General features: G+C 70.3%; 12 protein-coding genes. 6 read left to right on the plus strand and 6 right to left on the minus strand.

Going from position 1 to position 15646, the window contains the following annotated elements; genetic code table 11:
* Window position 1 precedes the first annotated feature (1 nt).
* Window positions 2-661 (plus strand): 3-oxoacid CoA-transferase subunit B, encoded by a 660-nt coding sequence (locus KKZ08_RS36385; RefSeq protein ID WP_223778493.1) that lies wholly within the window; start codon window positions 2-4, stop codon window positions 659-661.
* Between the two features lie 187 nt (window positions 662-848).
* Window positions 849-2174 (plus strand): PHB depolymerase family esterase, encoded by a 1326-nt coding sequence (locus tag KKZ08_RS36390; RefSeq protein ID WP_223778494.1) that lies wholly within the window; start codon window positions 849-851, stop codon window positions 2172-2174.
* A gap of 13 nt (window positions 2175-2187) precedes the next feature.
* Here the strand turns inward: KKZ08_RS36390 and KKZ08_RS36395 are convergent, their stop codons facing one another.
* From KKZ08_RS36395 to KKZ08_RS36405, 3 genes are read right to left on the minus strand one after another with little or no spacing between them, the layout of a single operon-like run.
* On the minus strand, window positions 2188-3660 hold the full coding sequence (locus KKZ08_RS36395; RefSeq protein ID WP_223778495.1) for an APC family permease: 1473 nt from the start codon (window positions 3658-3660) through the stop codon (window positions 2188-2190).
* Window positions 3657-5225 carry a GMC oxidoreductase gene (locus KKZ08_RS36400; protein ID WP_223778496.1) on the minus strand — a complete coding sequence of 523 codons (1569 nt, stop codon included), beginning with the start codon at window positions 5223-5225 and terminating at the stop codon, window positions 3657-3659. Before KKZ08_RS36400 ends, KKZ08_RS36395 begins: the two co-directional genes overlap by 4 nt.
* A gap of 27 nt (window positions 5226-5252) precedes the next feature.
* Window positions 5253-6719 carry an aldehyde dehydrogenase family protein gene (locus KKZ08_RS36405; RefSeq protein ID WP_223778497.1) on the minus strand — a complete coding sequence of 489 codons (1467 nt, stop codon included), beginning with the start codon at window positions 6717-6719 and terminating at the stop codon, window positions 5253-5255.
* A 332-nt stretch (window positions 6720-7051) separates the two neighbouring features.
* On the opposite strand from KKZ08_RS36405, the gene KKZ08_RS36410 reads away from it, so the two are divergent.
* Entirely contained in the window at window positions 7052-7294 is a 243-nt protein-coding gene (locus KKZ08_RS36410; RefSeq protein ID WP_223778498.1) for a DUF6480 family protein, read from the plus strand.
* Window positions 7295-7375: 81 nt separating this feature from the next.
* On the opposite strand, the gene KKZ08_RS36415 is transcribed toward KKZ08_RS36410, so the two are convergent.
* Window positions 7376-8248 carry a GPI inositol-deacylase gene (locus tag KKZ08_RS36415; RefSeq protein ID WP_223778499.1) on the minus strand — a complete coding sequence of 291 codons (873 nt, stop codon included), beginning with the start codon at window positions 8246-8248 and terminating at the stop codon, window positions 7376-7378.
* Window positions 8249-8649: 401 nt separating this feature from the next.
* Here KKZ08_RS36415 and ctaD point away from each other — a divergent pair, with 401 nt between their 5' ends.
* Both ctaD and KKZ08_RS36425 read left to right on the plus strand, forming a co-directional pair.
* Window positions 8650-10362 (plus strand): cytochrome c oxidase subunit I, encoded by a 1713-nt coding sequence (ctaD, locus tag KKZ08_RS36420; protein WP_223778500.1) that lies wholly within the window; start codon window positions 8650-8652, stop codon window positions 10360-10362.
* Window positions 10363-10437: 75 nt separating this feature from the next.
* On the plus strand, window positions 10438-11127 hold the full coding sequence (locus tag KKZ08_RS36425) for a PepSY domain-containing protein (RefSeq protein ID WP_223778501.1): 690 nt from the start codon (window positions 10438-10440) through the stop codon (window positions 11125-11127).
* Between the two features lie 231 nt (window positions 11128-11358).
* On the opposite strand, the gene KKZ08_RS36430 is transcribed toward KKZ08_RS36425, so the two are convergent.
* Window positions 11359-13503 (minus strand): MMPL family transporter, encoded by a 2145-nt coding sequence (locus KKZ08_RS36430; RefSeq protein WP_223779336.1) that lies wholly within the window; start codon window positions 13501-13503, stop codon window positions 11359-11361.
* A 181-nt stretch (window positions 13504-13684) separates the two neighbouring features.
* Here KKZ08_RS36430 and KKZ08_RS36435 point away from each other — a divergent pair, with 181 nt between their 5' ends.
* The gene (locus KKZ08_RS36435; RefSeq protein ID WP_223778502.1) at window positions 13685-14479 is read left to right on the plus strand and encodes a TetR/AcrR family transcriptional regulator; all 795 of its coding nucleotides are present in this window, start codon (window positions 13685-13687) and stop codon (window positions 14477-14479) included.
* On the opposite strand, the gene KKZ08_RS36440 is transcribed toward KKZ08_RS36435, so the two are convergent.
* A complete protein-coding gene (locus KKZ08_RS36440; protein WP_223778503.1) occupies window positions 14476-15519 on the minus strand; it encodes a sulfotransferase in 1044 nt (347 codons plus the stop codon). The genes KKZ08_RS36435 and KKZ08_RS36440 overlap by 4 nt on opposite strands.
* Between the last annotated feature and the right edge of the window lie 127 nt (window positions 15520-15646).

Raw genomic sequence — 15646 nt, forward strand, 5'->3', positions numbered from 1 at the left:
CATGGCCCTCACCCGCGAGCGGATGGCCGCCCGGGCGGCCAGGGAACTGGTCGACGGTACGTACGTCAATCTCGGCATCGGCCTGCCCACCCTGATCCCCAACCACCTGCCACCCGGCGTCGAGGTGGTGCTCCAGTCGGAGAACGGCATCCTCGGCGTGGGGCCCTACCCGGATGAGGACGAGATCGACGCCGACCTGATCAACGCGGGCAAGGAAACCGTCACCGTGCTGCCGGGTGCCTCGTTCTTCGACTCGGCGCTGTCCTTCGGCATGATCCGCGGCGGCCACATCGATACCGCCGTCCTCGGCGCCATGCAGGTATCGGCCACCGGCGACCTCGCCAACTGGATGATCCCGGGCAAGATGGTCAAGGGCATGGGCGGCGCCATGGACCTCGTCCACGGAGCCCGCCGGGTCATCGTCCTCATGGAGCACACGGCCAGGGACGGCAGACCCAAGCTGGTGCCGGAGTGCACCCTGCCGCTCACCGGACGGGGGGTGGTCCAGCGCGTCATCACCGACCTCGCCGTCCTCGACGTCACACCCGCGGGATTCCGGCTCGCTGAGCTCGCGCCCGGCGTGACGGTCCCGGACGTCCGTGCGGCCACGGGAGCCCCACTGACCGTGCCCGACCGCCTCACTTCGTGGCCGTCCGGCTGAGCCGATAGCACCTGCCGGGCCGGTGACACAACCCCTGGGGAATCCACCGGGAGTTGCCCCGACTGTGGTGATCGCTGCCATGTCGCGCGCACCTGACCGCCGCCTACGGTTCCGGACACCGGGCCGCTTCCGGCCCCCACGCGCCGGAAGCGGCCCGGGCCCCCCGCAGGCCACCCGAGGAGCCGCCATGCCGTCACATCTCACCGGTCCCACCGGACCCGCAGCAGAACCCGGAAGCGGGCCCGCCCGCCGAGCCGCTCGCCGCGCCGCCGACCCGTCGCGGTCCGAGGCCGGGCGCCGACCGGCCGCCGTACTCACCACGGGAGTCGCCGCGGGCATGGCCGTTCTCCTGCTCGCCGCGCTGTCCGTCGTCGCCATGTCCCGCCCGGCGCGCGCGGCCGCGACACCTCAAGAGGTGACGGGATTCGGCTCCAACCCGGGCAACCTGCGCATGTTCCGGTACACGCCTCCGGGACTGCCCGGCGGACGCCCCGTCGTCGTGGCCATGCACGGCTGCACCCAGAACGCCGCGGGCTACGCGGCGGGCACCGGCTGGATGCGGCTGGCCGACACGTACGAGTTCTCCGTCGTCTTCCCGCAGCAGCAGACGGCGAACAACATGAACGCGTGCTTCAACTGGTTCGAAGCGGGTGACACCCGGCGGGAGTCCGGAGAAGCGCTGTCGGTCAAGCAGATGGTCGACCGCACGAAACGGGACAACGGCTCGACGAGCGCCTACGTCAGCGGCCTCTCCGCCGGGGGCGGGATGACCTCCGCCATGCTGGCGGCCTACCCCGACGTCTTCTCGGGCGGGGGTGTGATCGCCGGGCTGCCCTACGGCTGCGCCGACTCGGTGTCCTCCGCCTTCACCTGCATGAGTCCCGGCGTCGGCAAGAGCCCCAAGGAGTGGGGGGCCAAGGTCAGGGCGGCCTTTCCGGCGTACTCCGGGCCGCGCCCGAAGGTCTCGATCTGGCACGGCACCACGGACTCGACCGTGAAACCGATGAACGCCACCGAGCTCATGGAGCAGTTCACCGACGCCAACGGCACCGATCAGACACCGGACACCACGGACACGGTCGGCGGCTACCCCCACCGCGTCTACGGCGGCACCGTGGAGACCTACCAGATCACCGGCATGGGGCACGGCCAGCCCGTCGACCCCGGCACGGGTCCCGCCCAGTGCGGTACCGCGGCCGCCTACATCCTGGACGTGAACATCTGCTCCGCGTACCACCTCGTCCGCTTCTGGGGCATCGACGACAGCGCCTCACCTCAGCCGACCCCGGCCCCATCCGGCACGAACACCCCTACACCGACACCGACGCCCACCAGCACGCCCCCGCCCTATTCCGAGACCGTCATCGGCACCGCGACCGACCACTACGTGGCCCAGCGCGTCTCCGTGGAGGAGTACAACAAGCTGGGCGCCGCCCACGGCTACACCACCCCCTTCCCCCTCTACCGGTGCGAAGCGGGCTGGACCGACAAGGCCGACTGCTCGCCGGTCTGACCTGCGAGGACGCCTAGTCGGGGATCGCGTTCGCCGAGGGGGCGTCGCTGCGTCCGTAGTGGTGCGTGGTGAACATGTACAGGAGCCCTACGGCCACCACGACACCGCCGCCGAGCAGCACGATCCAGTTGTCGTACCAGGGGGCCTGCGGGGTGCGGGGCCACGCGATGGTGACGATGGCGAAGATCCCGTAGACCAGCGCCCCGATGTTGACGATCAGACCCCACCGGCCGAGCCGGTACTCGCCGCTCGGCTTCCAGCCCTTGACGCGGGCCCGCAACGCGGCAAGGACCACCATCTGGAAGGCGGCGTAGATGCCGAGGATCGCGAAGGACACGATCTTGGTCAGGGCGTCCGTCGAGATCAGCGAGCCGACGGCGATCAGCGCCGGGATCACCGCGGCGACCAGCAGCGCGTACTCCGGCACCGCACGGGTCGGCGAGAACTTCCGCAGGAAGCGGTGGCCGATGATCATCTCGTCGCGTGCGTACGAGTAGATCAGCCTCCCGGCCGCCGCCTGGAGGCTGATCGTGCAGGACAGGAAGGAGATGAGTACGACGGCCATCACGATCCGTGCGCCGGCCTCGCCGAGGGCGTCGAAGAGGATTCTGACGGCCGGGTCGGGGTCCTTCCCCGAGATCACCGCCTGGTAGTCGACGACGGCGAGGAGCAGTGTCAGGCAGGTGAACGTCGCCGCCGCCCCGCCCACGTAGATCGTGCGGCGCATCGCCTTGGGGATCACCTTGCCGGGGTTCTTCACCTCCTCGGCGACGTCACCGCAGGCCTCGAAACCGTAGTACTGGTAGAAGCCGATGATCGCCGCGCCGAGGAAGACCGGCAGGTAGGAGCCGTCACCGCCGGCGCCGTAGTCGTCGAAGAGCACGCCGAGGCCGTGGAAGCGGTGCGTGACCAAGAGGATGACGCCGACGACGATGGCGCCGATCAGCTCCGCGCCGAAGCCGATCAGCGCTGCCCACGAAAGCGACTTCGTACCGGCGTAGTTGATGAGTACGGCGACGAGGATCAGCCCGATCGTGCACAGCACGGTGGTGTGCACGGTGGCGTCGAAGCCGAGCAGGATGGCGATGTAGGGCCCGGCGCCGTACGCGACACTGGTGATCGTGATGAGCAGCGCCCACATGTAGACCCACCCGGTCATCCAGGCCCAGCGCTTGCCCCACAGCCGCCGCGCCCACGGGTAGACCCCGCCGGCGACCGGGTACTGCGCGACGACCTCGCCGAAGACCAGCGCGACGAGGAACTGCCCGCAGCCCGCCATGACGAAGGCCCAGATCATCGGCGGGCCGCCGTCGGCGAGCGCGGTGCCGAAGAGCGTGTACGTGCTGACCACGGGGGAGAGGTAGGTGAATCCGAGGGCGAAGTTCGCCCACGGCCCCATGTCCTTGCGGAACTCCGACTTCTCTTCCCCGTGGCCGGTGCCCGCGGCGCCGTCCGCGGCACCGCCCGGCGCTGCGGGAGCGGTCATCGGCCGTACCCTTCCGTACTCAACGGCTGCGGGGCCGGCCGGGCGCTGATGAGATCCGCCGCGCGCTCGGCGGCGAGCAGCACGGTGACCATGGGGTTGATGGTCGGCATGGTGGGGAAGATGGACGCGTCCACGATGCGCAGCCCGTCGTGCCCGCGCAGCCGCAGCTGCGGATCGACCACCGCCATCGGGTCGTCCTCCGCGCCCATCCGGCAGGTCCCCGCCGGGTGGTAGACGGTGTGCGCGGCGCGGCGCCCGTACTCGGACAGGTCCGCGTCCGACTGCACGTCAGGGCCCGGCGCCACCTCCCGCAGCAGCCAGTCGCTGAGCGGCTCAGCGGCGGCGACCTCGCGGGCGATCCGCAGGCCGTCGACGATCGTCCGTTCGTCGTGCCCGTCCGGGTCGGTGAAGTAGCGGAAGTCCAGGGCCGGTCTGTCGGCCGGGTCCGCACTGCGCAGCCACATGCGGCCGACCGAATGGGCACGCGGCACGTTCGGGGTCATGCAGACGCCGTGCTCGGGAACGGGGTAGCCGAGCCGTTCCGTATTGACCGTGAACGGCACCTGGTAGAAGTGGAACATCAGGTCGGGGCGCGGGCCGCCCGCGGGGTCGCGCCGCAGGAAGAGCCCGGCGTCGGAGTCCATGGCCGAGTTGGGCGGCAGCGGACCACGGGTCTCCCACACCATCACCGACTCGGGGTGGTCGAGGAGGTTCTCGCCGACGCCGGGCAGGTCCGCGCCCACCTCGATGCCCAGGTCGCGCAGCTGGTCGGCCGGTCCGATGCCGGAGAGCATGAGCAGCCGCGGCGTGTCGATCGCCCCGGCACACAGCAGCACCTCCGCCTCGGCCTCCAGCGTCGACACGGAGCCGTCGGGGTTGCGTACCTGGACGCGGGTGAAACGGCCTTCGCCGTCGCGCAACAGGCGGTACGCCCACGTCTCCAGACGCAGCGTCAGGTTCGGGCGGTCCATCACGGGGTGCAGGTACGCGACCGACGCGGAGGAACGCGTGTTGGTCCGCGGGTCGTAGGCGAGGGAGAAGAAGCCGGTGCCGTCGGTGAAGGGCCGGGCGTTGAAGTCGTCGATGACCGGGACGCCGAGGCGGGTGGACGCCGCCGCGACGAAGTCCTGGGCGATCGCGTTGCGGTCGGCGGCGCCGACGGGCACGATCGTGTTCTGCAACCGCGACCGGTACGGCAGGATCGTCTCCGGCCCCCAGCCCTCGCAGCCGCGCTCCACCCACTCGTCGAGGTCCTGCGGGAACGGCAGGAAGCTGATCAGCGTGTTGTGCGAGGAGCAGCCGCCCAGGACGCGGGCCCGGGAGTGCAGGATGTGCGAATTGCCGCGCGGCTGCTCCTCGGTGGTGTAGCCGTAGTCGAACTCGGAGCCGAGCAGATTGATCCAGTTGCGCAGCTTCAGGATGCGCTCGTCGCCGACGTCGCTCGGCCCGCCCTCCACCACGCACACACGGCAGGCCGGGTCCTCGCTGAGACGGGCGGCCAGCACGGAGCCCGCCGTGCCGCCGCCGATGATGAGGTAGTCGTAGGTCGTCGTCTCGTCGTCCATGCCGTCGCCTTCCCTCGCCCTGCCCGCTCAGCCCTTGAACCAGCCGGAGACGCCCGGCCGCAGGTTCTGGTAGATGTGCTTGGCCTCCTGGTACTCGCGCAGACCGGTGGGTCCGAGCTCCCTGCCGAAACCGGAGCGGCCGAAGCCGCCCCACTCGGCCTGGGGCACGTAGGGGTGGAAGTCGTTGATCCAGACCGTGCCGTGCCGCAGCAGCCCCGCCACCCGCTGGGCGCGGCTCGCGTCGTTCGTCCAGACGCCGCCGGCGAGACCGTAACGGGTGTCGTTGGCCAGCTCCACGGCCTCCTCCTCGGTCCGGAAACGCTCCACGGTGACGACCGGGCCGAAGACCTCCTCCTGCACGATCCGCATGGCACGGTCGCAGTCCGCGTAGATGGTCGGCAGCAGGAAGAACCCGCGGGACAGCTCGGCGTCGTCCGGGCGGCGGCCGCCGCAGACCAGCCGGGCGCCCTCGGAGCGGGCGATGTCCAGGTAGCCCTCGACCTTCTCGCGGTGCTGTGCCGAGCTGAGCGGCCCGCTCTCGGTCGCCGGGTCGAGACCGCTGCCGAGCCGGATGGCCCGCGCGCGCTCGGCAAGGCGCTCCACGAACCGGTCGTGCAGGCCGTCCTCGACGATGAGCCGGGACCCGGCCGAGCACACCTGCCCCGAGTGCAGGAACGACGCCTCCAACGCGTGGTCGACCGCGGCCTCGAAGTCGCAGTCGGCGAAGACCACGTTGGGGTTCTTGCCGCCCAGCTCAAGGGCGAGGTTCTTCACGCCCGGCGCGCACGCCTCCATGATGTGGCGACCGGTGGCCAGGCCGCCGGTGAAGGAGACCAGGTCCACGTCGGGGTGGGCCGACATGGCCGCGCCGACGGTGGCGCCCGGGCCGAGCACGAGGTTCGCCACGCCCGCCGGGGCTCCCGCCTCGGCGATCAGCCGGAGCATGTGGATCGTGGAGAGCGGCGTCGTCTCGCTGGGTTTGAGCACGAAGGTGTTGCCCGCGGCCAGCGCCGGGGCGACCTTCCACGAGGCCTGCAACAGCGGGTAGTTCCACGGCGCGATGAGGGCGCACACCCCGATGGGGTGGTAGGTGACGCGGCTGAGCACATCGGGCCCGACGTCCACGACCCGGCCGCCGTCCTTGTCGGCGATCTCCGCGAAGTAGCGGAACGCGTTCGAGACGTCCTCCACGTCGATCCGCGCCTCGGCGAGCGTCTTGCCGGTGTCGAGGGTCTCGACGCGGGCGATCTCCTCCTGGTCGCGCAGGAGGAACCGCGACACCCTGAGCAGTACGTCGGCCCGCTCCCGGGTGGGCGACGACGACCACTCGCCGCGGTCGAAGGCCCGCCGGGCGGCCCGTACGGCGAGGTCGACGTCGGTCTCGTCCGCGTCGTCGACGTCCTGGATGACGGACGCGTCGAACGGGTTGACCACGTCCCGCCGCGCGCCCCCGGTGGCACCGGTCCACTCCCCGTCGATGAACAGTTCCGGCATCGCGGTCTCCCTCGCTCTCGTACCCGTCCGGCGCCGACGCGACTACCGCACGGCACACAGGCACCAACATCGTCCGCCCGGCCCGCACCGGCCATGCGGACGCACCGGCCAGGTGCGGGTTGGGCGCAGATGTGACCTGGTTGGGCTAGGTCGTCCCGGGGCGGCTCCCGGACCGCGCCGCGGCGCCGGGCTTCGCATGTCGTCCCCGGTGCTGCCGTCGCGCGTCCGGGAGACCGGGCCGACTGGCCCGTCCGGGGTGCAACCAACCGCTCCGTGTGCGCCGTCCGGGCGTTGCTCCAGCTCAAGGGGGAGCACGTGGGAACGTGGATCACATGACTTCTTCCCCACAACCGGACCCGGATCCGGATCCGCAGCCGCGCGACACCCCAGGACGTGAGTCCGACGGGAGCTCGCCACCGGGCGAGACCCCACCAGCGGAGGGCGGCATGTCGGGGGCCGGACCCGCCCACGACCCGCCGAAGGGGTGGGCGAAGGGCCCACTGGCCCTGATCCTCGGCCTCGCGGTGCTGATCGCCGCGTTCTTCCTCGTCTACGCGCTCGTCCTGCTGCTCTGACCGGGCAAAGGGCGCCGCCCCGGTCACTACCGGGACGGCGCCCCCATCACACTCTCCTGCTCCCGCGGCCACTGGGCCGGTTCACCACCGGCTGTGCCAGTACAAGGCGTTCATCGTGACGCGCAGGGGTGCGGCCCCATCCCGCTGCCCTCCCCAGGCCCCACCGTTGTTGGTGTACCGGAGCGGGAACGGGGCCACCCTGCGGATGGTGCGCAGCTGGGTGTGGTCAAGGCCCGCCCGCGCCGAGTAGCGCACCAGGTGCTGCGCCCCGATGTCGGTGGGGGCGCCGTTCCCGGCGCTGACGGAGAAGTCGGCGTTCGAGCTGACGAGGGTCCAGTCCGTTCCTCCTTCCGCCTGGTGGAGCCTCGGCCCGAGCCAGCGCCGGAAGGTTCCGTTCGGGTAGTACATCTCCCGGCATTGCAGGTTGGACAGGCAGAGGGCGCCCAGCCAGGCGGCCTTGTGCGGAGCGCCCAGAGTGACGACGTCTTCCACGTACAGCGTGTCCGGCCAGGTCCGGTCGCCCTTCGCGTATCCGGCCAGCGCCGCACGGATGATCAGCCCGCCCATGGAATGCCCGACGAGGTCGACGGTCTGACCCTTGGAGGAGTACATGTCGTGGATCTTCCACGCCAGCTCGCGGCCCAGATCCTTCAGGGACGTGTCAACGGTGCCCTTTCCGTCCCGGTCGATACGAACGTCGCACCCGGCATCGTCCTCTTCGTAGAAGCCGACGCGGTGCAACGTCCCCTTCCAGTTCGACCTGTCGAACAGTTTGCCGGCGGAGTCCCACTTGCTGCCGCACGCGTGGCCGGGCGTGTACCCCTTGACGAGGAAGACGGGACGCTGCGTGCTGTCCTCCCGCGGAGGCGCCGTGGCCGCGCCGGCCGTGGTGGTGGCGGTGAGGGCGAGTGTGGCGCTCAGGAGGAGCGCCGCGAAGGACGAGCGGAGTCTCATGCGCCGCACTCCTGTCGGTCGAAGGCCGGGATGCCAAGCGCGGTCACCGCGGCGCGAGTTGTGGACGTCAGGGCATGTCGCATGAAGGTCCCCTCGGGGTGCTGAGCTGTTGGGTGCTCACAGATTGCGGATGTGGGTCGGGCGGGGCAACAGCAATCGGCTGTCCCAGACAACCCGGCTCTTGTCCCACTCTTGTCCGACCTGGTCAGCGCCCGTCTCGCGGCGACGCCTCGCGCGCCGCGGTGCGCGAGGCGGGTGCGGAAAGCGGGGGTGGGAGAGCCGTCCGGCCGGGGTGCGTGAGATCTGCCGCGGCGCTGCACAGCGCGTCAGCGTGCCAACGCCGCACACATACGGGAGTTTGGTACCGAATCGCGGCGTTTGCTCTCGATGTAAGGAAACTGATGACTGCTCAAGCGGATCCGGTCACGCTGGTACCGACCGAAGGACGTCGCAGCAGGGGTCGTGTGATCGTCTCCTGGATGACCACGACCGATCACAAGAAGATCGGCCATCTGTACCTGGTCACCTCGTTCGCGTTCTTCCTGATCGCCGGGGCACTGGCCATGGCCATCCGGGCGGAACTGGCCCGCCCCGGGATGCAGTTCCTCTCGGCCGAGCAGTACAACCAGTCGTTCACCATGCACGGCACGATCATGCTGCTGCTCTTCGCCACCCCGACGTTCGCCGGCTTCGCCAACGCGGTCATGCCGCTGCAGATCGGCTCCCCGGACGTCGCCTTCCCCCGCCTGAACATGCTCTCCTACTGGCTGTTCCTCTTCGGCGGGCTGATCGTGCTCGGCAGCTTCCTCACCCCCCAGGGCGCCGCCGACTTCGGCTGGACCGCGTACACGCCGCTCAGCGGCGGCGAGCGCACCCCGTACATCGGCGGCGATCTGTGGATCATGGGCCTGGCGCTCTCCGGCTTCGGCACCATCCTCGGCGCGGTCAACTTCACCACCACCATCATCTGCATGCGCGCGCCGGGCATGACCATGTTCCGGATGCCGATCTTCACCTGGAACGTGCTGCTCACCTCGGTCCTGGTGCTGTTCGCCTTCCCCGTCCTCGCGGCGGCGCTGCTCGTCCTGGAGGCCGACCGGCGCTTCGGCGCCCAGGTCTTCAACCCCGAGAACGGCGGGGCCCTCCTGTGGCAGCACCTGTTCTGGTTCTTCGGCCACCCCGAGGTCTACATCCTGGCGCTGCCGTTCTTCGGCGTGATCACCGAGATCCTCCCCGTCTTCTCCCGCAAGCCGATCTTCGGATACATCGGGCTGGTCGGCGCCACCATCGCGATCACCGGTCTGTCGGTCACCGTGTGGGCACACCACATGTTCGCCACCGGCGGGGTACTGCTGCCGTTCTTCTCCTTCCTGACCTATCTGATCGCGGTCCCCACCGGGGTGAAGTTCTTCAACTGGATCGGCACCCTGTGGAAGGGCTCGCTGTCCTTCGAGCCGCCGATGCTGTGGGCGGTCGGCTTCCTGGTGACCTTCCTCTTCGGCGGCCTGACCGGCGTCATCCTCGGCTCCCCGCCCCTGGACTGGCACGTCACGGACACGTACTTCGTCGTCGCCCACTTCCACTACGTACTCTTCGGCACGATCGTGTTCGCGATGTTCGGCGGCTTCAGCTTCTGGTGGCCGAAGATGACGGGGACCATGCTCGACATGCGCCTCGAGAAGATCCACTTCTGGACGCTGTTCATCGGCTTCCACACCACCTTCCTCGTCCAGCACTGGCTCGGCGCCGAGGGCATGCCCCGCCGCTACGCCGACTACCTGGACGCCGACGGCTTCACCGCCCTCAACACCGTCTCCTCCATCGGGGCCTTTCTGCTCGGCCTCTCCACGCTGCCGTTCCTCTACAACGTGTGGAAGACGGCCAAGTACGGCGAGCGCGTACAGGTCGATGACCCCTGGGGGTTCGGCCGTTCCCTGGAGTGGGCCACGTCCTGTCCGCCGCCCCGGCACAACTTCGTCACGCTGCCCCGCATCCGCTCCGAATCCCCGGCCTTCGACCTGCACCACCCGGACGTCGTCCAGCTCGACCAGAAGGAGAACACCGGCAAGCGCGACATCGTGGATGCCAGCGGTCACGAGGGAGACCGGTCGTGACGCTCGTGGTCGCTCTGCCCCTCCTGCGGCGTATCGCTCCAGGCGACAGTCGGGCATATCCCTTAAAGTAACTTTATGATCACAAAAAGGAATGGCTCTGCCTCCGGGCAGAGGCGTCTGCCGGCCTCGCGAGGCACCGGCCTGCTGTGCGCCGCGGCTGCGGCGGCAGCCCTGCTCACGGGCTGTGGCGACGACGGCGATGACGGCGCCGCGAAGACGGGCTCGGCCGAGGCCGCCCCGGTGCCCTCCGCGCCGGCCGCCACCGCGACGGGCGATCTCACCGAGGACCAGTCCGAGCGGAAGGCCCTCATCCCGAAGGCCAAGGTCGGCTACGAGGACGCGCTGCGCACCGCGGTGGCGGCGGTGCCGAAGTCGAAGCCGGTCTCCATCGAACTGAAGGGCCCTGTCGACAAGCCCACGTGGGAGACCGAGGTGGCGACGACCGACGGCGCCGCCCATACGGTGCGCATCGACGCGGTCACCGGCAAGGCCGACAAGGCGCAGGCGAAGAAGGACGAGGACGCCGACGACAAGCGCGAACTGGCGGACCGCCTGCGCAAAGCCACGGTGACCGCGCAGCAGGCCGCGGAGACCGCCACGGGCAAGACCAAGGGGACCGTCAGCTCCATCGAACTGGAGGACTCCGACGGAGGCGCGCCGAAGTGGTCCGTCGACGTCGTGACGACCGACGACTGGAACAAGACGACGTTCGACATCGACGCGACCAACCGCAAGATCCTCCGGGAACACGTCGACAAGGACTGACGACCGCCCGCGCACTCATGTGCGCGGGGCGGCCCTCGGCAGCGGACCGGTCGCGGGGCTGACCGGCAGTCGGTTCGTACGCGTCGGCAGTCGGGGTTGGTCCACGACCTTTCCTGCCTGGTCCGGTCAACAGCATTCAGGCCCATGGCGCCGCCTGCCCCGCAGCCAGGCCGGGTGGTCCGGGAGCCCGGCCCGGTTGGCGGATGGCGGGCTCCTGGCGGCTTCCGGAGGTCAGACCTCCGTCGAGCTCTTCGCGTACGCAGGCGCGGCCGCCGTGGGCCCAGGCCCTCCTTCGCTGAGGCCGAACCGCGCGTGGAACCTCCGCAGGAAGCCGGGGGCGTACCAGGCCGAGCCGCCCAGCAGGCGCATCGCTGCCGGCAGGAGGATGCCGCGTACGGCGAGGGCGTCGATGAGGATGGCGAGCCCGCTGCCCAGGCCGAACAGCTGGAGGAAGCTGATCTCGGCCGTGCCGAAGGCGAAGAAGCTCACCGCGAGCAGGAACGCCGCCGCGCTGACGATGCGTCCGGTGTGCCCGAGGCCGTCGGCCACGGCGGACTCGTCGTCCGCGCCCAGCTCGTGGAGTTCCTTGATCCGGCTGGTGACGAACACCTCGTAGGCCATCGAGAGGCCGAAGGCGACGCGGAACATCAGCACGGTCATCGACGTCTCCATCGGCTGCGGCGTGAAGCCGAGCAACGAGGAGAGATGACCGTCCTGGAAGATCCAGGTCATGACGCCGAGCGTCGCGCCCAGGCTGACCATGTTGAGCGCCAGCGCGCGCAGCGGCTGCACGACGCTGCCCGTGAAGAGGAAGAGGAGGAGGAACGTGGTGACGGCGATCAGGCCGAGGGCGAGCGGGAGTCTGCCGCCGATGGAGTCGTTGGAGTCGACCAGCTCGGCGTCGGCACCGCCGACCAACGGATGTGTCCCGGAGGGCGGGGCGGCCGCTCTGACCTCCGCCACCAGTTTCTTGGCCTCGTCCGACTTCGGTGTCCGGGAACTCACCACGCTGAGCTGCTGCGCGGTGGGGCGGCCGAGCGCCACGTTGCTGGGGCCGGCCGCTTCGGTCCGCCCACCGGAGTAGACCCCCGCGCTGGTCTCGACGCGGGCGACGCCCTTGAGCCGGGACAGTTCGGCCGCGTACGCCTTCAGCGGCGCCTTGGCCAGGGGCTCGTCGATGACGACATGGAGGGCCGCGGCGTCGTTGCCGTCGAAGTTCTCCCGCAGCGCCGTCGAGACCTGGCGGCTCTGGGAGCCCTCGGGCAGTACGCGTTCGTCGGCCGTGCCGAAGGTGACGCCGAGGAGCGGGCTCGCCGCGGCCAGCAGCACCGCGAGCACCGGCAGCGCGGTGAGCGCGGGCCGCCGCATGACGGTACGGGCCAGCCGCCCCCACCCGGACGCCCCGGAACCGGAGCGCTCCCGCCTCGCCCACGGCATCCGCCCGCTGTTGACCCGGTGCCCAAGGACGGTGAGCAGGGCCGGCATCACGAACAGGCCGGCGAGGGCCGCGATGACGACGACGCCGACCCCGGAGTAGCCGAACGAGCGGAGGAAGTACTGCGGGAACACCATGAGCGCCGCGAGGGCCGCCGCCACGGTGGCGGCGGAGAACGCGACCGTACGGCCCGCGGTGCTCATCGTCGTGCGGACGGCGTCCTCCACGCTCGCCCCCGACGCGAGCTGCTCCCGGAACCGGCTGATCATCAACAGGCCGTAGTCGACGCCGAGTCCGAGACCGAGGGCCGTGGTCAGGTTGACCGCGAAGACGGAGACGTCGGTGACACCGCCGAGGAGGAAGAGCTGCGCGAACACGCCCACGATGGCGATCAGCGCGATGGCCAGCGGCAGCAGCGCGGAGACCACGGTGCCGAAGACGACCAGGAGCAGCAGGAGGATCAGCGGCACGGCGATGGTCTCCGCCAGGACGAGATCCTCCCCGGTCTGCGGCCCCATCTCGTGGCTCACGCCGGTGCTGCCGCCTGCCTTGACCGTGAGCGCGCCCTCGTACGTTCCGGCGTAGTCGTCGATGACGCTCTTGGCGTTCTCCTGCCGCTCCGTCTCGTCACCCTTCACACGGACGAGCACCAGGGCCTCACGGCCGTCCTTGGAGCGCAGGCCGGGGCTGTCCGCGTCCCAGTACGAGACGACGTTCTCGAGGTCCGGCTCTTCCTTGAGGCCGGACACCAGGGCCCGGCCGTGCCGCTCGGCGGCCGCGGTGTCGATGCGGCCATCGGCGGCGCGGACCAGCAGCACCAGATTCGTCTCCCCGCCGAACTTCTCGTCGACGAGGTTCCTGGCCCTGGAGGACTGCGAGGCCGGGTCGTCGAAGCCGCCGCCCAGCAGCTTCCCGAAGGCGCCGGCGCCCAAGGCGCCCATCAGGGCCACCACCACGACCACGCACGTTCTCCTCTGCGTTCTGTACGGGCAAACGGTGAAAACGGTCCTTGGCGCCACGGGTGACGCTAGCGAGGCGTCAGAAGATTTGGCAGTGTCAGATTTTCCTCACAGCTCACAACTCCTTGGTGACGTGAGGGAATTGCCGACGTACGGTCACCGCATGCCCGCAGAAGAACCAGCAGCCGCCCCGCCCACCCTGCGCCAGCGGCGCCGGGCCGCCGCCACCCAGGAGATCCTGGACGCCGCTGAGTCCCACATCACCGAGCACGGTGCCGCGGCCCTCTCCCTGCGCGCGGTCGCCCGGAGCCTCGGCATGACCGTGCAGGCGCTCTACCACTACTTTCCGAGCCGGGACGACCTCGTCACGGCACTCGTCACCAAGGCGTACGACGACTTGGCGGACGCGGCGCGGGCTGCGGTGGACGCCGGGACGGGCGACGACCCGGCCCTGCCGCGTCTGGTGGCCGCGGCCGAGGGCTACCGCCGCTGGGCCATCACGCATCCGGAGCGGTTCCGGCTCCTGTACGGAACGCCGTTGCGGTACTACACGGCACCCGTCGAGGGCCCGACCACACAGGCGATGCGCCGGATGAGCGCGGTCTTCGAGCGCGAGATGTTCGACGGATTCACCGCGACGCAGCTGGCCGCGGCCGACACCCCCGCGCTCTCACCGGCGCTCCGGGCACACCTGGCGCAGCTGCCGCCCAGCGGCCTGGGCGACCTGCCGCCGCCGGCGACCGCTCTGCTCATGAGCGCGTGGGGGCACATGCACGGCCTCGTGGTCCTGGAGGTGTTCGGTCACACCTCGTTCCTCGGCGACCACCAGGCCGAGATCTTCCGCATGGCGATGCGGAACATGTTCGAGGACGTCCGCGGCCGGATCCCCGTCGCCGAGCAAGGCACGACGGCAACGGATCCGCGTCCCCATCCGCATCCGCATACGTGTGAGGCCTAGTGACGTGAGACATGGGCGAGCGAGCGGGTCCCCGGAGCGCAGCTCCTGCGCAGGTCGTCGAGTTCGGCGGCCGTCAGCTGCTTCCGGGCGGAACCGCGGCGGCCGGTGTCGAGCAGGGCGCACGCGCTGTCCAGCCACTGCGGGGAAGGCGCGACGCCGACGAACGCGGCGAGGCGGGAGAGTTCCTCCCGAGGGGCGTCGAGGAGATCCTCGTAGGCCAGTGTCATCCGCTGGGCGGCGGGCAGGCCGTCGAGGAAGCGGACGCCCTCGGCGACGAGTTCGGACCACAGGGCGCCGAACCGCCGCAGGGGAAAGGCCCGGTCACGTACGAGGGCGGGGTCGAAGCGCTCTTCGAGCAGGGGCGCCAGGTCCGGCGGCAGGGAGCGTACGTGCTCGTCCGTCAGGTCGCCGAAGCTGTCGACGCCCGTCCGTTCCCTGATCTCGCGCATCAGGGTGATCACGCGGTAGCCGGGGTGGCGGCTCATGGACAGGGCGCAGTCCGGTCCGTCGCGGAAGAGGTGCACGAACTTGGCGTACGGGAAGGCGGCCCGCAGCCCCGGCGCCCACCCCGTCGAGTAACCGGAGCGCTCCACGACGGCGGCCCGCCCGAACCGTGCGCGGAGCAGCTCGAAGAGCGCTTCGTGGTGCTCGGCGGCGACCCGGTCCGGCCAGTCGAGGACCGCCGCGCGGATCTCGTCGAGCAGGCCGTCGGGGTCGTCGGTGAGGTGGGGCAACACCATGAGGGACAGCGCGGGGATGCCGGTGGTCTCCGCCGCGTACCGGCCCGGGCGGCGTGTGTAGAGGAACTCCGGCATCAGCACGCCGCTGCGGATCATGGCCGCGAAGTACGGGGTGGGCCGGAAGAGGGCGTCCCAGAACTCCGCGCCCGACACCCGGCCCTCGGGGAAGGCCGTGTCACCGACCGACGCCATGTACTCATTCAGGCTGAGGACGTCGGGGTGAGTGTTGAGGATGCGGGACAGCGCGGTGGAGCCGCTGCGGCCCGTACCGATGACGAAGGTCAGACTGCGCAAGGTCACTCTCCGAGGGGCACGGGGCGAGTACTGCGGGGCGGTGTCGCTGTGCAGCTCAGCACATCCGGGCCGAGGGCACCAGATGGCCGCGCGACGGCGGCCCCGCTTGACCTTGACACGGTGACAACGTCTT

Source organism: Streptomyces sp. 135 (genome assembly GCF_020026305.1).
Lineage (GTDB): Bacteria > Actinomycetota > Actinomycetes > Streptomycetales > Streptomycetaceae > Streptomyces.